The sequence below is a fragment of the Methanosarcina subterranea genome, from assembly GCF_055385895.1.
Window position 1 is genome coordinate 3147468 of the sequence record NZ_AP042426.1, and the last position, 19381, is coordinate 3166848.

Consider the following 19381-nt stretch of genomic DNA (forward strand, 5'->3'; position numbering starts at 1 on the left):
AATCAGACTATTATACGTATCATAATAACAGCTTAAAAAGTTTCTTTCTTTTATTTTTCTACATGATCTATTTTTCTTCAAAGCTTTTTTCATTTTTTGGAACTTAATGAATTATTATGTATTTTTCTAAGCTTTTATATAATTTAATGTAAAAGTAATTACCTGAATAACTAAATTTCTAAAAGAAGAAACAGACTCTTGAGACCCCAGCGATTTTTTATTGTGATCCCCCATGAAAGACAAGGAAAACCATTATATCCCGAACCCAAGAGAATTTGCTCAGGAAATTGCAGAGGAGACCAGGCTGCTGCGCCAGGAAATCACTGACGGAATCACGCGTATTTATTACCCTCTGGATTTCAGGCGAAACAATTCCCTTAAAAACCTTAGCAATCAGCTTCGTGATTTACTTGAAAAGAAACTCTGGTTAAAGATTCTTATAGCAATGGGGCTCGGAGTATTTATGGGGCTTTTCCTAGGCCCATTCGGAGGGTACGTTGATCCCGTTTCCGCAGAAATTATGGGAGAATGGATTGCCCTGCCGGGTTATATTTTCCTCGGGCTCCTGAAGATGATTGTAATCCCGCTTGTTTTTGCCTCCATTATTCTTGGGGTGGCTTCAAGCCAGAGCATGACCGCCCTCAAAAAGACCGGGGTTTCAACAGCTATTTATTTTGTAATAACAACTGCAATTGCAACTGCTATTGGTCTGGGAATGGCGCTTTATATCCAACCCGGGCAGTATATAAGTGGAGACCTTATTGAGAGTGCACTGGGGAGCGAGGTCCAGGTAGAATCGGCCGGCTTAAGTTTCAATCCTTCATTTCTTACTCTGCCCTCATTGCTTATCGGAGGTCTCCTGCCTTCTAATCCTCTCGGGGCTATGGTTAATGGAGAAATGCTGCAGGTTGTAATCATTGCAATAATAATAGGTATTGCCCTTGTGTCTCTGAATAAGGACCAATCAACTCCAATGGTCAGCTTTCTGACCTCCGTACAGGCCGTCTGTATGACAGTGGTCAAATGGAGTATGTTTCTTGCTCCGATTGCAGTTTTCGGACTTCTTACCAAGTTTACCATCAAAATGGGAATCGAAGCCCTTCTCGGAATGGCGGTATATGTGGGCACAGTACTTGCAAGCCTGCTGCTCCTTATGAGCCTGAACCTCCTTATCGTCACTTTTGTTGCAAGGTATAACCCTTTTGAATTCCTTAGAGCCATAAGAGACGTTATGCTCCTTGCTTTCTCCACGTCCAGCTCGGCTGCAGTTATGCCTTTATCTATTAAAACCGCAGAAGAAAAGTTAGGTGTCAGGCCTTCGATTTCACAGTTCGTAGTCCCTCTAGGAGCCACAGTAAATATGAATGGGACTGCCCTTTATCAGGGAGTAGCTACAGTCTTTCTGGCTGAAGTCTTCGGGATAGAACTCGGGCCTTTCCAGCTACTTTTCGTAATGGTTATGGCTGTTGCAGCTTCCATAGGGACACCTTCGATTCCGGGGGTGGGAATTGTTGTCCTTGCCATGATTCTCAGCAGCGTAGGGATTCCTACAAGCGGGATAGCTCTCATAATGGGAGTGGACAGGATTCTTGATATGAGCAGGACTGCAGTGAATGTAGCAGGAGACCTTGTGACCTGCAAGGTTATGGACCGCTGGATTGGAGGGGACGTTAAAGAAAGGGTCGATGAAATAGTCGAAATAAAAGTTGAGAAAGTCCCTGAAGAAAAAATTGAGGATAAAATTAAGGCAAATAAGGATATTACAGCATCTGAAAGCTCAAGTGTTTAACTCCTCAACTAAAACCCTTTTTCCTGGCGCATGAGGGCTTCTACCAGTTAATGAGGTATGGAAAATACGCTCTCGAAAACAGGATATAGGGTGATAAACATAACTTCGGGGTTTCTTAAATTGATCCATAATCTCTTATTACTGGATCTTGATCTGTCTTTGAGACCTCTCAGGCTCAGCAGATTTGAGATGCCTTAAACTCCCCTTTTTTCTCTATACATTTCAATTGCTTTCCTTACCCTTTCTTCTTCGAGCATCCCGGTAGTCGAGGCAGTTTCAAAAAATCTTTTTGGGAGAGTGAGATTTTCGAACCTGAAACCGAATTTCTTTTTTAGTTCGTGTTTTTTCCTGAAAATATCCTTGCTCAGCTCTTTCAATTCTTCTTCGGTTCTTTCTATCCCTATAGACTTAAGGGCCAGGATTATATTTTCGTATGTGTAGACATTTCTGGCAAAGAGACAGGCAACCATGCAATTCAGAACACTGCGGCGGTCTTCTTCTTCTATTATGTATTCAACAATTTTCTCGTCCGGAATCGGGCGGTTAAACGCAGCCTGGTCTGCTGCATAGCCTGCGTTGTCAAGATGGGAGTGCCGGGAGCCTACACTGAGCCCGAGTGTATTTCCAAGTCCGGTATGGTAGCCTGGAATTTCCAGCCCTCCCAGCTGGACTGCAAATTCTTCTCCCCCGTACTTTTTTGAGGCATAATCCACACCTTTTCCAAGGGCTGTATAGAATTCGTTAGGAGCCTGGACTACAAGCTCTATTGCCCGGAGGTAAGCGGCTTTATCTCCCCAGGACAGTTTGAGCCCAATGGTCTCTCGAGTGGAGATTTTTCCTCGCTGCTGCATCTCCGTAGCCCAGGCAAGCACCACTCCCATACTTATTATATCGACCCCGGCTTTTTCGCAGGCATCAATAAGTTCGAGCACGGCTTCAGGGTCCGCCACTCCAAGATTTGAACCAAGAGCATAAATCAGTTCAAAATCATAGGAAATATTCAGGGTCTCGTACTCATGAGCTTTTGAGAATTGACGTTTTAGCATAGCTATATGGACGCAGCCTATGGGGCAGCCTGCACAGGAAACCCGCCGGATAAGGTATTTATCCGCAAAGACCTCTCCTGATATCGTTTCGGCTCCTTCGAAAGAAGCTTCCTGCAGGTTTCGGGTAGGAAGGCCTTTGAGTTCATTTAAGACCAGGATATTTTCGCTCGTGCCCAGGTTGTGATACTTCTCGGTGAGTCCTGTTTTCACAATTGTATCGTAAAGCATGCTGACAGTTTTTCTGTAGGCCTTGTGCTCAGGGCTTTTTAGCTCCCTGTTTCCGGAAATCAGAAGGGCTTTAAGTTTTTTTGCCCCGAAAACGGTTCCTAACCCGAGGCGCCCGAAATGGCGATAGGTGTCAACATTAACACTTGCATATGTGATTCCTTTTTCTCCTGCAGGTCCTATCCGGATAATACTGCGCCTGCCTGCTCCGGGCTCTACTTCGCGGAGGATTTTCCCCACGTCAATTGCTGAAGATAAATGCCATATGGAAGACGCGTCCCTGAAAGTAACCTTATCATCGTGAACTGCCACATAAACAGGGTATTGGGAAGCCCCTTTTATAACAATTGTTTCGTATCCTGAATAACGCATGGACATAGCAAGGTGGCCACCTGCATAGGATTCTCCGAGCTCTCCGTTAAGAGGAGAACGGAATAATGCAACGGTTTTGGTGCAGGTTGGATATACACCTGAGAGAGGTCCTGTGCTTAAGATTAGTGGCATTTCAGGATCTAGAGGGCCTGTCCCCTCTTTATACTCTTCAAGCATGAGGTTTGTGGCAATTCCTATGCCTCCAAGATACTTTTCATAAAGATCCGGCCTTTCCTCAATATGATAACTCTGGCTGGTCAGGTCAATATAAAGTACATTTGTAAGACCTGGAATAGCATATTGCTCTGTTGTCATTTTTCCTCCCCGGATTCCTTTTCCCCGTAAAGTTCTTTATGGGATGCAGTAGGGCTAACCGGGTTTGTATCCTCAACCGGGCCTGTGTCAGTAACCTTTATTTCTCCGCTATCTTCTACTTCAATCATTTCCAGAACATCATGAGGGCAAAATTTCGGGCAGACCCCGCAGTGCTTGCAAATAACCGCTTTTTTTTCCGCGTCCAGATGGATGGCCCCCATTATGCAGGCTTCTATACAGTTTCCGCAACCATCGCAGATCTCTTCATTGAGGTTAACCCCTCCCCCTTTCCGTTTGGTCAGCGCGCCAAGAGGGCACGCTCTCATACATGGAGGGTCGATGCAGGCATGGCAGACAATTTGAGCGTAAGGAGTTTCGATTCCGCCTTTTGTCTGGATGTCAATCCTGCTGTTTTTCAGAGATATGGTATCGTACCAGGTCCTGGCACAGGCCATCATGCAAGAATAGCAGCCTATACAACGGGCCGGGTTTGCAACTTTTAACCTTTTTGCCATTGCGTTCCCACTCTGGATTCCCTTTTACAAAAAATAGGTTCCCTCAGTTTATATAATGTAGTATTGAAATGCAGCATCAATCGAGCCCCGGATTTATAGATAATTTGAAAAATGGAAAAGGCTTCCTGTATAATATTTCCTGTATAAATTTCCTGTGTAATATATTAAGATTGCATTGAAAGAAATCCTTCCTTGAATGTAAATAGAAAGGTCTTTATCATCGGATCACATAACTAGGATAGCGGATTCCGGTTCGTTGAATCACCAAAAAATAGTTATCGGAGATATTTGGTCTGGAAGATTCGTATGCAACAGGATGAAATGATACAGCAAAACAAAATGATGCAGCAAAATAAAGTGATAATTGGTACCTTTAGTTTAGTGTTTATTTTGTTAGCGCTAATCAGTTTGTACTGGATCTGACCTCAAGCCCCAGTGGGGTAAGGGATGGTATCAGGAGGAAGCGTTAATTCGACTTTCAGAAGGATAAAAGCTGTCTTCCGGGCATGCTTGATACTGTTTCCCATGAAGCTCAGATGCAAAAAAATCATTTTAGATATGGAACCGAGCATTTTCTTTGTGGTTCCAATCAATTACCTGAAGTTCACCCTGGACCTCAGGAAATCCAGGGCTCCCCTAGCTTTTCCAAGCAGGTTGTACAGGTTGACAATAGTTCCAGTTTATTGGCCGGCCCGGCAGAGGACGTTGTAGAAAAAATGGCCATGGCTCAAAACAGCGGAACATGACTCATCACACACTTTATACCAGGTCCAGAAAAAGAAGCCTCGAGAAGAAGATGTTGTTGTAAGAGGGACTTTGAAAGACCTGGAAAAGGTGCAAAGACAGGAAGTAAAGCAGGGAGTGTAAACCTGCAAAAGAGTAATCGTGTAGAGGCCCTGAAAAAAAAAGGAAGGTGGAAGGAAGTTTCAGTTTTCCTCGATTTCAGGGTTACTTTTTTAGGATAGAATTTTTCAGAGTTACTCTTTTCAAATGGCGTATTTCAGGGTCAGTTTTTTGGACATAATATTTCGAGGCAAAGATAGTTCAGGCTCTCAAATCTGAAAAAATCGCTCTTTTAATCCTGTAAGTAAGTAAGTAAGTAAGTAAGTAAGTAAGTAAGTAAGTAGGCTGTGTAAAAAAGTTTCTCCCTGAGCGTAAATAGAAAGCTTTTTATCCTTATTCTACATAAATAATACTGTAGATTTCGGTTTTTTTATAATTACAAATCAACTATCGGAGATATTTTACACACCTTTACGGAAGGTTCCCCATGCAGCAGAACAATGTGATAATTGGTACATACGGTTTATTATTTACTTTAGTTTTGATTATCGCCCTTTTGTTGTTATAAAACTAATACTCCTCATGGTGTTTTCGCAACGATTTCCGGTCTGCCCTGAAATCGACAAAGAGATACTAGCTGGCCTGATATTTTTTGGGGCCTAATTCTAAAAATACGTATTAATTTTCCTGCGATCGAGTTCTTAAAAAGATTCTACTGAAGAAGTGGTTGAAAAGAAGGAGCTTTTAGACTCGGATCGGCTTCTTTTATCAATTGAATATGCCAAGAAGCGTAGCTTATGGAAAATTTAGATTGGAGTATAAAATCGGAAAAGCTCTCTAGCTTGATAATTAGCAAAAAAAGGTTTTCAGGGTAAAATATCATACCCTGGATCTAGATTCTAAGGTGCTAATAATTATCTGCGTTACTCAAGTAATACCGACGAGTCGCCGAAGTTAACATACATTAACCGGCTTTATGCCTGTATCCCTGTCAGTAATGTGACACATAAATGCTGCCGGAATCTGACCATACAATGACATTACCGGATAAAACAGATGTTTGTGCAGTGTTACCGGAAGTCAATTGAGTGCTTTGTCCGGTATCGATATTATATACATATACATCACCTGAATCCATATTCGCAAGGTCAGTGCGTTTCAAATACACAATTTTGTTATCATTTATGTCAGTTGAACCGCCAGTATCGTACCAGTTATATCGTCACCGGTTGTGTTTACCTGAGTGAAAAGTGGTTAAAACTACCTGCCGGGTAAAAATAAGACTCAGGTCTAAATCCATATGTCTGGAAATATTAGTCAAGAAACTTTCGAGCACGGAATTTCACAGGGGGCCAGACGGGATATTTCCTTACAGTTTCAATCCCTGTCAATGTAACTGTCAATGTAACTTTCAATGTAATGTGAAGGTTCCGTGCAGGGATATAATCGGGTCCCAGCAGGAAATATCCTGTACTTCAATTTTTCATGCCGTCAACGAGGGCATTTTGTTTTCTGGAATGATGTTGAAAAGAAATAGGGATGCCCATGTCCCGGTTCTTGCGCAGCATCCTGCAGGGAGTAATTCAAAGTTCTGTTGTTTATGGATAGCTGGGGGAAAAAATAAGAAATAAAACTAACCTAAATGAAAAATCAATATCAAACAGAGAGTTAAAGGCTAAAAAAGGAAATGATTAACAAAAAGGAAATTTGTTGTCCAATTTCAATTTCTCCGTACATACTGATAAATATCCTTCTGATTTAATGATATCTTTCTGAACCTTAATAGGCTCTCTCAGAAATTAACTTATAATAATATTTCCTTAAATAGTCTATCCTGGAGGCCGAATTGTCTCAACAATTAATTGCCCTTTTATTCTGTTCCTGGATTGATTTCATTCGGGTTTCAACGAATTATCTTGATTCGACTAACTTTACGTATTTAATTATAACTTATCTCTTAATCATGGAACTGATCAAAGGAATTCTTTTGAAAAGTTTTTCTCCATACACCTAAAAAATATTTAATTTATTTAAGCCAGAAGAATGGATCGATAAAAGTACCAGTCTGATATCCGGGCCTTTTGCCTTTTTGAGCGTCACGTCTACAAAATGTGTTTTTAGGTTTTAATTAATGCAATAATTCCTCCAAAATTCTACTTTTTCATCTACTTGAAAACTTGCAATTCCCTGAAATGACGGGAAACTGTATATATTATTTTAATAAAATACCAAAAATACTTTATAATAGGACCGCATAGGGTTTGATTGTCAGCTCAGTAATTCAATAACATGTGAATGGAAACATTTTCAAAAGAAGAGTTGAACTGACTAAATGCCGTGATAATTAAAACAGGAGATATTGGCCAGAGAAGTAATATCCCGTGGTCAGTAGCAAATTTTGATCGGTAGAAGTCGAAACTTCTAATATCCGGCCATTTCCAATGACTAATCCCTATATGTGATTGGATAATGGAGACTCTGTGTGCAAAGTGTTCGCCCCACAAAAATCGCAGAGAACCTAATTGGATAGGTTCAAAATATTACGCAGACGTAATACAGATTTTGAATAACAGCATAGACCCGACATGATTAGAGAATTCGGTACCTGATTGATCCCGGTACAGAATCAATCTGATCAAACAGTTCGGAAAAACTATTACGAGTACGTAATATGGAATTTTGAGAGATATTTGGGACAAGTATAGTTTACCTATGAAATTTTGAGTTTACTTAGTCCCTACAGATCCAACCCAAAGGTGATACGATGCTAAAAAGACAGATAGGAACCCTATTCCTAGCAGCATGCCTTATTTTAACAACCGTACCGGCTTTGGGAAAAAATATAAAACTACCCTAAGTTTTTGAGTTTACTCAAATTCTAAAATCCAACCCAAAGGTGATACGATGCTAAATAGACAGCTAGGAACCCTATTCCTTGCAATATGCCTTACTTTAACAACCGTACCTACAGTATTAGGCGGAGAGAACACACAGATAATAACAGTTGCCGGAGATGGAAGTGGAGACTACAATTGTGATGGAATAGACGATCACATTCAGATTAACCAGGCACTTGAATATGCAGCAGGAAATCCGGGCACAACTGTCCAGCTTAAAGGCCCATTCACATATGACATCGGCGATTCTCTTCTGATCGGCAGCGACACAACCCTTTCCGGAGATTCCGGTGTAACAATTAAGCTTGCCAAAGGACTACCAGTCTGGGGCGGGCGTGAGAGCAGCATTGCAGAAAAGAAAGCTATGCTTATGATCAGAGGCGGTTCTGCAAGCAATGTTGTAATAGAAAATTTAACTGTTGATGGTAGTCAGAGTGACTATTATCCTGGCGTCAAGCTCGGAACTTCAATCTATAACATGGCAACTATAATAAACTGTAATGGATTAACAGTTCAGAATGTTACATTCCAGAACGGATGTAATGATGCCCTGCTTATTTCAAACTCCAGCAATATAATGATAGATACGATAACTGTAAACAAATGTGGACATGACGGCGTATATGCCTATCATGTAAACGGTATTACAGTTAAGAACTCTAACTTTATTAACAGGACCAATTCGTCCGTTAGATTCGATTCCGTTACTGATGGAACCATGATAAACAATGAATGTACCACATCCGGCGGTGGATACGCAGGTTTAGAATTACAGGGAACTCTTAAAAACATAGAAGCCTCTGGAAACTATTTCCATGACCTGGATGCACCTGCAGTAGTACATTTAAACACAAAAGAAACCAATGTAAACATCCACGATAACAGAATTGAAAATTGTGGATAAAGAACTTTATTAATTGGGAAACTCTCAGGTGATGAACTGAGAGCCAGCTCAATTTACTGAATATACTAAAATTAGAACTTAAAAGTTGACTCTTGAAGTCAACTTTCAAGTTTCTACGATTTCCACGTTAGATTAATCTGGTTTTAATCTGGTTTTAATCTGGTTTTAATCTGGTTTTTCGAGGATTAATTCACAGCTTTTCCTGTAATGCTTCATTTCGTTTAGAAATGTAATATCTGTTCTTATTCCTTGTATTTGTTCTTATTCTTTGTATTTGTTCTTATTCTCTGTATTTGTTCTTATTTTTCGTATTCTACACCTTCTTGCACATATTACTGTGGAGGGAGCTTATATTCTATGGACCTTCATAGAATTTGATTGAATTCAGGAATTCCATTATTATAAATCCATAATTAAAACATAAGATTTTCAGGATAGGCCGGAAGACAATTGTTTTTCAAGGTTGTCCAGCAACCTGAACATTAATTCTCTGGATTCTTTAAGGAGATCATCTTTATCCAGCATTTTATCTTCTTTCTGAATGTATTTTCCCTCAACGAGTTCATCACTGCAGTTTTTAATTATATTTCTGATTGTCTGGTTGTTCATTTCCAGATGAAATTGAAGCCCGATTACCTTTTTTTCATAAATGAACCCCTGGTTTTTGCAGGCTTCGCTTTCAAAGAGCCTTTTTGCTCCTTCCGGCAGGCTGAAGGTGTCTCCATGTCAATGAAGCGCAGCGAATTCTTCAGGGTACCTTTGAGCAGAGGAATCAGGGAGCTCGAGAATATCTCTTCTTTTCCCGCAGATACTGGAAACCACCCTATCTCCCTATAATTGTTTTTAAATATCTCAGCCTTAGGACGTCAGTAAGAAGCTGAGCTCTAAGGCAGATCCAAATCACTGCTCCCCTGTGCAATGGCTTTTTCGAGAAAACCTTTTTCTTCCCTCAACCAGGAGTTTTTCATACTCATAAATATTCATGGGCCCACCCATAACTATCAGGAGATCAAATGACTCGGTTTCCGGAAGGTTTTCATTTTCGTATAAACGGTGACTGACAGGAAATGATTTACTCCTTCTATCGGATAAGTATTTTCTATGACCCTAATCCGGCTGATTATTCAAGATTCATTATTCAGAAAAGTAATCGAGTTTTGGGATAGTCTCATTGATTAAAAAGTTCCGATAAATTCTTTAAAATCCTTATGCACGGATATTGTGAAAACTCTTTTTCGTTTGTTGTTCCTGTGGTTACTGCCGCAAAGTCCACATGTGCTGCTAAAGCCGTTTTAGCGTCTACCAGACTATCTCCAATATACAGCACATCATTTAACTGTGCGTTAAGGCTGTCAATTGCAAGTAATAACCCTTCAGGAGACGGTTTTGGTACTTTAACATCTTCTCTCCCAACAATAATATCTATTAAATCCAGAACGCTGTGCAAATCTAATGTTTCGATTATTCTGTAATGATATTTTGTAGTTACAATTCCCGTATTAAAGCCATCTTGCTTTAACCGTCGCAATGTGTTTACCGTATCGTCAAAAAGTACGGTGTTTTTTGACATGACCTCATCAGCCTTTTCTCTGAATAAATTCTTAAAGCGATTTATCAGGATTTCATCTTTATAGCCAGTCAGTTGTATGAACGCTTCGTCCAGCGATAACCCGACAGTTCTTTTTATGCTTTCACTATCGTATCCGGGAATTTCCAGCCCGCTGAAAGCGTGGTTAAAACTTGATACAATACCATCTGTTGCATCTGCCAGTGTGTAGTCAAAATCAAAAATAATGGTACTATATTTCAACTTTCCACCTCTTTTACCACCTCTACTTCTTTTTCTACCTCTATTACTTCAGCGGCTCTTAAAGGTTCTTCGTATTATTTTATATTTTTTTATCAGACTAAGCTCCCACTTCCTGTTTCCTGATACCCTGTTTCCCCTGACCTCTGTCTCCTGATACATTTTGTACTGCTGGCTTCCGGGATACTGCTGTGCTGATAATAGAGTGGGCTATGGGGAGATAAACATGGTATCTGGGGGGATAATTAGGGTATCTGAGGCCCTGCCTTTCTCCTGATATTTTGTAGAAAAGCATAGAACTCCTCATTTGCCCAGGTTTAAAAAGCGCAAAAATTTACCGACTTAACTAAAAAAGACCGACTATAAAAAGACCAGACTATACAAATTTTGAGAATCAATTTTTAATTCATTATTGAAGAAGCTCGGTGTCCTTTTGTACGATTAAGCTTATAAAAAGCAGACCCTTCATTAATCTGTGCTTTAACTGAGTCTGAGTTTTGTTTTGCCACTTCATCAAATGTCTTTAATAATCTATTCTACTGATCCTGTTTTTTGATTCTGCTTTAAGAGGATAGGCCCCGTAAGACTTAAAGCATAGTTATCTTTAGAACTGTTTCTTAATTGTATTCGATAAATTTGGTTATTCTCCGTTTAGTTCCAGTATATGAATGATAGAGTTTTTTAAATTTAAAGCATCTACGTCTTTAGGATTAATTCTTAAGACATTCTCCATTGCAGATAATGATTGATTATATCTTCCAAGTTCAAAGAGAATAGCCCCTTTATTTAACCAGGCTTCAAGTATATTCGGATTCTTTTGTAGTGCTTTGTCAAATACTTTCAGGGCTTCTTCAGGTCTGTTAAGCTTATAAAGAGTAGAACCTTTAAAGCTCCAGGCATTTGCGTTCTTAGGATTAATTTCCAGGGACTTATTAAATGCCTCCAGAGCTTCCTCGTACCTGCCAAGCATGTAAAAAGCGGAACCTTTGTTTCCCCAAATATCTGCGTCTTTAGGATTACTCTCAAGACCCTTATCAAATTCTTTTAATGCTTCTTCGTATTTACCCAGCTCATAAGAATCTCTACCCCTACGCTCCCAGGTGTTAGAATTTTTTGGGTAGCTCTCTAGAATATCACTTGTTCCTCTAATCAGTTTCTCTTTTTTAAGGGCATGAATCATAGTTTTATGTTTTTGTATTTCAGAATCTGCGGGATAGATGGCTGAGATTTCATCAAGTGCATCCAGTGCCTCTTTATATCTTCCAAGCTTGCATAAGGAAAAAGCCTTAAATTTCAATGCATATCTATAGTTTACGCTGTTACTTTTTTTCCATATATCAATATTTTCTTTAGAAATCTCTTTTGGCATAGTTTCCAGAGCGCTATCAAAGGCATCTATTGCACTATTATACTTTCCTGTTTTATAAAGAACTGTGCCTTTGATCAGCCAGGCTTCAGTGAAATTTTGATCCGTATATATTTCTTTATTAAGGAAGGAGAGTATTTTATTAATGGTTAGAACACTCTCATTTTTCAATGGAAAACTTTTATCTTGCATTAAAGTCTCGATAATGTTAATTATGTCCAGGTAATCTTTCTTTTCTTTATCTATTCCTGAACCTGTAAGTTCCTCTTTATCTAATGAGCTTCTCTTTAATTGTTCAAGTTCATACTTTTCATCTTTCTCAGTCATAACGCCAGAACCCCACTAAGACCGCAATCAGAAATTATTTAACTTAATTATTTTAATTGAATTAATTCGGCTTTGTAAAAACCTATATTAATTACTTCAAGAAGCTGAAAGTAGATGAACAAATATATCAAGGTCATTCGGCTCAAATTAACAAAGATTTGTTATTTCAGAGAATTTATACAGAACTCTGAGATCATTGACTTTAAACTCAATGGTTCTCTTCCAATCACCAATTGTCCCTATATAATATATTTACAACAAAATACTAAAACATACTTTTAAAAACAGATCTTGAAGGAAGTGCGTATTCTTAAAACGCCAGAATTTGATTAACACTTTTTAATAAAAGATTGTAAAAGAGAATGCTATCTTTTGTCAGGACAATTTTAAAATGAAACGGTTGTGGGCAGTCTTACAATAGCGTTGCATTCTTTTGCGTTACGCGTTCCCGATGATTTCGTACAAAGCCGAGATTCGAATCCGCTGAGCTCTTCTCTCAAGCTACCGTAACTTTCGGTTAAAATTATATACTGCTTCTGATACCTGCATCCAGACATGAGTATGAAAATACATGCCGGATTAAAGGTTTACTTAAATACAAAATAGTATCTGTAAAAAAATAAGCAATAAAAAAATTAGCAGTAAATAACTAAGCCGGATTTTGATAATCTCTGGCACGAGGACTATTAATTATAAATACTATTTTTTTCTCTATATTACTCTACAAAAAGAAGGAAAGTTTTAAGATAACTTTGCAAGATCACAAATTACATATAAAATAATTCCACACATACTCCATGTTTAAAGTACTCCGTTAAGTTTTAGAACATAACTTTTGTTAAAGTATGTTCAATATATATGGAATCCTTTTATGAATTCAGATTATACGGTGTATGAACTGCATCAACTGAAAATTTGATTTGCTGGAATAAATAGAGGTAGTTTAAGGAATGAAAAAATATGATGTAATTGTTGTTGGGGCCGGCGTAAGCGGGCTTCTGGCTGCGCTGACACTTTCCAAGCATGGAAAGAATGTCCTTATTCTTGAGAAAGGACGGTATCTCGGGGGAAACTGCAACAGCTATATGGTAGACGGGTATCAGGTGGATACAGGAGCACATGCAATAACCCATCTGATCGAAGGCCCTCTCCCGAGGTTGATAGATAATTACTTTGATTTTCTGCCTGTATTTGAGGAATACGGGCACTACTATGTCAGAACTGAAAGTGCTTTTACCAAAATTCCTTCAAACCTGAAAGATTTCGTGACTTTTGATGTGCTTCCGAGAAAGGATAGGCTTATTCTCTCACAGGCTCTTACGAAAGCTCTTACACTCTCATCTTTCGGAATAGACCTCTCGGACCAGTCGGTTTATGACTTTTTACCTAAAAATCTTTGCAAAGATACCTATGACTTTGTGGACACGATCTCGGGTTTTCTTTCGGGAAAGTCAATGAGAGAAACCTCTGCCCAGCGTATCCTCTCTGGCAGCAGTTTTGTCAGGGACAGCATTACACAGGAACAATTTGACGCCATGATCGGAAAGCTCGAGCCGAAAAAGCGTCAGTCTGCTGAGTCCATCCTTTCTTCAATACTTCCATACCATCTTCATGCTTCTTTGCAGGCCCGTGTGGACAAAGTAGCCCAGCCTTTCACATCCCTTGAAAGGCTTGCTACAAACAAGGTCAATTATTCCCAGGGATACCCGAGAAAAGGGTTAAAAGCCCTTCTGAATGCCATCCTTTATTCCCTCCCTGAAACTGTGGAAATAAAAAAAGAGTGCGAGGTAAAAAGCATCCTGGTGCAGGGTGAAAAAGTTTCCGGTGTGGAGGCTGATGAAATATATTCAGCTGATCTCGTGATCTATACAGGTTTTGCAACCGAGCTCCCGAGGCTTATTAAGGACCTACCACCGGCTTATAAAGAAGAACTTAAAGGAATCGTCCATAGCAAAAGCCTGACTATATGGCTTGGTTTGAAGGAGGAGCTTCCTGAGTTCAACTATACAGGCTCTGAGATCTGGTTCAAAGACTTTGCCTACTGGGCAATGCCCATCAGCAACTATGACCCCTCCCTTGCCCCAAAGGACAGGCAGCTTGTAGGCTTTTCCTTCGTAATAGACAAGGATCAGACCGAAGGGCATGAGCTCAAAAAAGCCTATGACACAATTTTCCGTGCCCTTCCGAATATCGAAAAATACATCGATATGCAGCATGAACAGATTATGGTTCCCGAAAAAGCTGCAGTCACAATTGACGGAAAATTTGCGGATATCAGGACTCCGGTCAAAAACCTCTATATTGCAGGCACTGATACTGACAAACGCAGCATGGGAATTACCAGGGCGTCGTACTCGATAATCGAGCTTTTAAAAATCCTGAATGAAGATGGGAATCTACATTAAATTGAAATCCTGATTAAGAACTGAACTTCATTTTTCTCTTTTTTACTTCTTATTTCCCTTTCTCTTTTCAATTTTTTGTTTCCCTCTTTCTCTTTTTTTATTTTTTATTTTCCTTTTCTCTGTATTTTTTCTATTCTCTTTTCCCGTGATTTTCTCCCTCTATTTTCTTTTCCTACTTTTTTGTCCGCCTTTTTCCTTTTCAGCAAAACTTATACAGGCATCAAGCGTATTGTACAAATAAAAATTAAAAAGAATTTTCGAATTAAGTAAACGTCAGGATCAAAAGTACAGCAGATCGATAGATTCCGATTTTGGGGCTGATAACATGCCAGATGAAAATATGCCTGAAACAGGACCGAGTTCCGGGTTTGAGCCTCCCTGGTATTATGTGGCTGAGGAAAGCAGTCTGGAAGAAGGAAAGCTTCTGCACGTCGAACCTTTGGGAAGAAATGTGCTCTTACTTAAAGCGGAAGGTCAGGTCCATGCTTTTTCAAATCTTTGTCCTCACGCAAGGTGTCCTATGGATAAAGGCAGGCTTGAAGACTTTATACTAACATGTCCTTGTCACGGCAGGAGATTCGACGTCAGGACAGAAGAGTGCCTTAATGACTCCCTGAAACTGAGGCGGTATGAATCAAAATCTGAGGGCGGCCGAATTAGAGTGAAGCTCGAATAAAGGCAGAAAACGAGCAACAGTTATTAAAAGTTAGTAAAAGTAGTTAGTAAAAGTTATTGAGGTTAATACAGGTTAGTAAAAGACAGTAAAAGTGAAAATCGAATCTATTCTCAGCAGAAATCTCTGCCTCTAAAATTTGAATTGAGGGTTCATTTATTTATTTATTTATTTATTTATTTATTTGAGTCTATGTTGTTATCAGGAGGAGACAAAAAATTAACGGGAATTCTGACATCAAAGGAATATTAAGCCTTTTTTTCGGACTGATAAGTGTCCTTTTTTCTCTTTCATTCTGGTTCGGAATAGGTAGCCTGTTCTTTACATCCTTTGCAATACCCTTCTCCCTTGCAGATATTACCCTTGCCAGGTCCCGCCTCAAAAAGAGCAAGGACGCAACTGCAAAAGCAGGGCTTACAGCAAGTGTATTTGGCTTTCTGCTAAACATTATGTCGTTCGTTATGTTTCTTGTCTTTTTCAAATGAGCCCTGTTCTTACAGAGCTCTGTTCCAGCATTTTGCACTTTCTACTGAAATCCTTTTAGTTTTTATTAATTATTATTTTTATAGGAGTTATAAATCTCCGACTATGCTTTAGCCAAACATTATTTATAATTGAATCCATAGTCTTGCTTTTTTAAGGGAAAATTATATATATGGATCAAATCTAGAAGAAAGTTATATATATGTTTAATAGGTAAAGAGATTCCGTTGCCCGGTAAACAGGGCAGTTTTCCTGTACCGGACGAAAATCATAAAACAGAAAGAAGTGATGATGGGATGACAAATACCGAGATTTTTGACAAGCTAACGAACGCGATCGTAACACAAAACATCGTAGGCTGTGCACAATTAACCCAGGAAGCTCTTGATGCAGGAATTACGCCTATTGACATTATCACAAAGGGTCTTTCTCCAGGAATGAAGATTATCGGTGACAAGTTCGAAGCTGCCGAGGTTTTTCTGCCCCAGATTATGATGTCCGGAAAAGCCATGAGTAGTGCAATGGAAATCCTGACTCCCGAACTTGAGAAAACCAAAGTAGCAGGAGATGAAGGAACCGGGCTTGCAATCACTTTTGTTGCAGAAGGGGATATTCACGACATCGGACACCGTCTTGTCTCAACCATGCTCGGGGCAAACGGATTTGAGATCCTTGATCTCGGAACTGATGTCCTCAACGAGACCGTTGTAGATGAAGCTGCAAAACGCAAAGGGCAAAAGATCATCCTTGTTGGCTCAGCCCTTATGACAACCTCCATGCTCGGCCAGAAAGACCTCATGGACAGGCTCAGGGAAGAAAACCTCAGAGACAGCGTAAAGTGCATGTTCGGAGGAGCCCCGGTATCCAAAAAGTGGATCGATGAGATCGGTGCGGATGCAACCGCAGAAAACGCTGCAGAAGCTGCAAAAGTTGCACTTAATGTAATGAAATAATCCTGGGAGGCAAAAGGACATGACATTTAGAAAATCATTTGACTGCTACGACTTCTACGACAGGGCAAAAGTAGGAGAAAAGTGCACCCAGGATGACTGGGACCTTATGAGGATCCCAATGAAGGCAATGGAGCTCAAGCAGAAGTACGGGCTTGACTTCAAAGGAGAGTTTGTCCCTACAGACAAAGATATGATGGAAAAGCTCTTCCAGGCAGGATTTGAGATGCTGCTTGAGTCCGGTATCTACTGTACTGACACCCACAGGGTCGTAAAGTATACCGAAGACGAGATCTGGGACGCAATTAACAATGTCCAGAAAGAGTTTACCCTCGGTACCGGCAGGGATGCAGTAAATGTAAAGAAGAGAAGTGTCGGCGACAAGAAAAAACCCATTATCCAGGGAGGTCCTACTGGTTCTCCTATTTCAGAAGAAGTATTCATGCCTGTCCATATGAGCTATGCCCTTGAAAGGGAAGTAGACACAATTGTAGACGGTGTGATGACTTCAGTCCGAGGCAAACCACCAATTCCAAAAAGCCCTTACGAAGTCCTTGCAGCAAAGACAGAAACCCGCCTTATAAAGCAGGCATGCGCAATGGCAGGTCGCCCTGGAATGGGCATATAGGGCCCGGAGACTTCCCTGTCCGCTCAGGGAAATATAGCATCTGACTGCGTTGGCGGCCAGATAAGCTCGGACAGCCACGAAGTCTCTCAACTAAACGAACTCAAAATCGACCTCGATGCAATTGCAGTGATTGCCCACTACAAAGGAAACAGCAATATCATCATGGATGAGCAGATGCCCATCTTCGGAGGATACGCAGGCGGCATTGAGGAAACCACAATTGTTGACATTGCAACCCACATCAACGCCTTTATCATGAGCAGCGCAAGCTGGCACCTGGACGGTCCTGTCCACATCCGCTGGGGCTCAACCAACACAAGGGAAACCCTTACTATCGCAGGCTGGGCATGTGCAACCATTTCCGAGTTTACAGACATGCTCTCAGGAAACCAGTACTACCCATGTGCAGGACCATGTACTGAGATGTGCCTCCTCGAAGCTTCAGCCCAGTCTATTACTGACACGGCATCAGGAAGAGAAATTCTCTCAGGTGTTGCAGCAGCAAAGGGTGTTGTAACAGACAAGACAACAGGTATGGAAGCCAGAATGATGGGAGAAGTAGCAAGGGCAACTGCAGGTATGGAAATCTCAGAGGTCAACAGGATACTCGGCGCTCTTGTGCCACTTTATGAGAAGAACTATGCAAGCGCACCAGCTGGAAAGACTTTCCAGGAATGCTACGATGTAAAGACAATAACCCCAACTGACGAATACATGCAGGTATATGACGGAGCAAGAAAGAAGCTCGAAGACCTGGGACTTGTATTCTAAGCCGAAAGTTTAGATTTGGTGTTGAGTCAATTAAGTCCGGGAATTCCATTCCCGGATTAGTTTTTACTGACCAGTTATTTACTGAACCAGTTATTTACCGAACCAGTCATTTATATAGAGTCAACCGTTTCAAACAAATGTACTGTTTCTTTTGCGGACTGGCTATATCTAGTTCCGGAGCGGCAGTTCTTAGTATGTCTTTTTCAGAACCTCTGGTACAGTAGTACATATGTTCTAATCTCCCTCATGTTTGCTACAGGACAGCCGGGCATATACATCTCTTTTCTTCGCTGCCCGAATTGCGATTCGGAATCACAGGAAATCAGAGATTCCCTGGGAGTTGCAATGTAATCGCAACAGTACGCGATCCTTTTCGCTCCAATTCGTTTCGTTCAAGAGGACTAATTTACGGGTTAGAGCAGTGAGATTCACTTAGGAAACTAATTATGGACACTGTTCTCTAATTATGTTCAAAAAGGTCAATTTATAAGTTATAGTAGTGAATTTCGCTCAAGTAGACAAAAATTACAAAAACCTGAAAAATATTTCCTTTCACGCTCTTTTTATTTCAGTCAAATACCCCGCGCTTGCTGCGGGGATGAAAAACTTCCCAGGTAACCGTTAGTAATAATATGATTCATCAATTCCATTTCTTGGTGTTAACTTCTGCTCAGACTAAATGTTTAAGGCTATTGTTCCCTTTAACGGAATTTGGAGGGGGGCGCGAACATACTCCGTTGCTTTTAACGGGGTGCGCCAGCACAAATTTGTTTTTCTAAGAGAGTTGTCAGACGGGTTGGAGGGTTCATAGAATTCGCGTTGGAAAGCTGTTTTCAGGTTCCTGTCACATTCAATTCATCCAGGGCGGTTAGAGCAAATATACATTAATGTAACCATTTGATCCTGTCTGCAGTAATGGAAGATTTGTAAAGAGAAGGCAGAATCGAAAATTAGCGCAGTTGAAACTTCATATTGAAAGACAAGTATGAAAGGGATAGTTGCTCACGAGCCAACGTTAGGAACGGACAGGAAGAAGGGATGAAACCTATCCTTCTAGAGTAATCGTTTCGATTCTCGTGTGTGTGTGAAATGAGGCTTTGATTCACTCGTAAGCAACCGGTATCT

The 19381-nt window shown here is 40.3% G+C and carries 14 protein-coding genes and 1 pseudogene; 8 read left to right on the forward strand and 7 right to left on the reverse strand.

The features are described from left to right. Nucleotides 1-232: 232 nt before the first annotated feature. Nucleotides 233-1789, forward strand: a complete 1557-nt coding sequence (locus ACZ5A8_RS13720; RefSeq protein WP_464529712.1) for a dicarboxylate/amino acid:cation symporter — start codon at nucleotides 233-235, stop codon at nucleotides 1787-1789. A 194-nt stretch (nucleotides 1790-1983) separates the two neighbouring features. Here the strand turns inward: ACZ5A8_RS13720 and ACZ5A8_RS13725 are convergent, their stop codons facing one another. Together ACZ5A8_RS13725 and ACZ5A8_RS13730 are read right to left on the reverse strand one after the other, a co-directional pair. Further along, on the reverse strand, nucleotides 1984-3747 hold the full coding sequence (locus ACZ5A8_RS13725) for an aldehyde ferredoxin oxidoreductase family protein (protein ID WP_464529714.1): 1764 nt from the start codon (nucleotides 3745-3747) through the stop codon (nucleotides 1984-1986). Next, nucleotides 3744-4262: a 4Fe-4S binding protein gene (locus ACZ5A8_RS13730; protein ID WP_229390684.1), complete on the reverse strand. Its 519-nt coding sequence runs from the start codon at nucleotides 4260-4262 to the stop codon at nucleotides 3744-3746. Before ACZ5A8_RS13730 ends, ACZ5A8_RS13725 begins: the two co-directional genes overlap by 4 nt. A 506-nt stretch (nucleotides 4263-4768) precedes the next feature. Here ACZ5A8_RS13730 and ACZ5A8_RS13735 point away from each other — a divergent pair. Both ACZ5A8_RS13735 and ACZ5A8_RS13740 read left to right on the forward strand, forming a co-directional pair. Next, a complete protein-coding gene (locus ACZ5A8_RS13735; protein ID WP_464529716.1) occupies nucleotides 4769-5008 on the forward strand; it encodes a hypothetical protein in 240 nt (79 codons plus the stop codon). A gap of 2941 nt (nucleotides 5009-7949) precedes the next feature. Further along, nucleotides 7950-8846: a right-handed parallel beta-helix repeat-containing protein gene (locus ACZ5A8_RS13740; protein WP_229390687.1), complete on the forward strand. Its 897-nt coding sequence runs from the start codon at nucleotides 7950-7952 to the stop codon at nucleotides 8844-8846. A gap of 429 nt (nucleotides 8847-9275) precedes the next feature. On the opposite strand, the gene ACZ5A8_RS13745 is transcribed toward ACZ5A8_RS13740, so the two are convergent. After that, nucleotides 9276-9455, reverse strand: coding sequence for a hypothetical protein (locus ACZ5A8_RS13745; protein ID WP_464529717.1), 180 nt, complete (start codon nucleotides 9453-9455; stop codon nucleotides 9276-9278). Between the two features lie 6 nt (nucleotides 9456-9461). Here ACZ5A8_RS13745 and ACZ5A8_RS13750 point away from each other — a divergent pair, with 6 nt between their 5' ends. Further along, entirely contained in the window at nucleotides 9462-9683 is a 222-nt protein-coding gene (locus ACZ5A8_RS13750) for a hypothetical protein (protein WP_464529719.1), read from the forward strand. A gap of 331 nt (nucleotides 9684-10014) precedes the next feature. Here the strand turns inward: ACZ5A8_RS13750 and ACZ5A8_RS13755 are convergent, their stop codons facing one another. The 3 genes from ACZ5A8_RS13755 to ACZ5A8_RS13765 all read right to left on the reverse strand — a co-directional run bounded on the left by ACZ5A8_RS13755 (nucleotide 10015) and on the right by ACZ5A8_RS13765 (nucleotide 12346). Then, nucleotides 10015-10656 carry an HAD family hydrolase gene (locus ACZ5A8_RS13755; protein WP_464529720.1) on the reverse strand — a complete coding sequence of 214 codons (642 nt, stop codon included), beginning with the start codon at nucleotides 10654-10656 and terminating at the stop codon, nucleotides 10015-10017. 97 nt (nucleotides 10657-10753) lie between these two features. Next, on the reverse strand, nucleotides 10754-10948 hold the full coding sequence (locus tag ACZ5A8_RS13760; RefSeq protein WP_464529722.1) for a hypothetical protein: 195 nt from the start codon (nucleotides 10946-10948) through the stop codon (nucleotides 10754-10756). 345 nt (nucleotides 10949-11293) lie between these two features. Continuing rightward, the gene (locus tag ACZ5A8_RS13765) at nucleotides 11294-12346 is read right to left on the reverse strand and encodes a tetratricopeptide repeat protein (RefSeq protein WP_464529724.1); all 1053 of its coding nucleotides are present in this window, start codon (nucleotides 12344-12346) and stop codon (nucleotides 11294-11296) included. A 950-nt stretch (nucleotides 12347-13296) separates the two neighbouring features. Between ACZ5A8_RS13765 and ACZ5A8_RS13770 the strand changes: the two genes are divergently transcribed. Further along, nucleotides 13297-14751, forward strand: coding sequence for a phytoene desaturase family protein (locus ACZ5A8_RS13770; RefSeq protein ID WP_464529725.1), 1455 nt, complete (start codon nucleotides 13297-13299; stop codon nucleotides 14749-14751). Between the two features lie 325 nt (nucleotides 14752-15076). Next, the gene (locus ACZ5A8_RS13775; RefSeq protein WP_464529727.1) at nucleotides 15077-15427 is read left to right on the forward strand and encodes a Rieske (2Fe-2S) protein; all 351 of its coding nucleotides are present in this window, start codon (nucleotides 15077-15079) and stop codon (nucleotides 15425-15427) included. Nucleotides 15428-15614: 187 nt separating this feature from the next. On the opposite strand, the gene ACZ5A8_RS13780 is transcribed toward ACZ5A8_RS13775, so the two are convergent. Continuing rightward, the gene (locus ACZ5A8_RS13780) at nucleotides 15615-15905 is read right to left on the reverse strand and encodes a hypothetical protein (RefSeq protein ID WP_464529728.1); all 291 of its coding nucleotides are present in this window, start codon (nucleotides 15903-15905) and stop codon (nucleotides 15615-15617) included. 298 nt (nucleotides 15906-16203) lie between these two features. Here ACZ5A8_RS13780 and ACZ5A8_RS13785 point away from each other — a divergent pair, with 298 nt between their 5' ends. Both ACZ5A8_RS13785 and ACZ5A8_RS13790 read left to right on the forward strand, forming a co-directional pair. Continuing rightward, complete coding sequence (locus tag ACZ5A8_RS13785; RefSeq protein ID WP_464534137.1) at nucleotides 16204-16860, forward strand: methyltransferase cognate corrinoid protein; 657 nt, start codon at nucleotides 16204-16206, stop codon at nucleotides 16858-16860. A 19-nt stretch (nucleotides 16861-16879) separates the two neighbouring features. Beyond that, a pseudogene (locus ACZ5A8_RS13790) lies at nucleotides 16880-18256 on the forward strand (monomethylamine:corrinoid methyltransferase). The last annotated feature ends 1125 nt before the right edge of the window (nucleotides 18257-19381 follow it).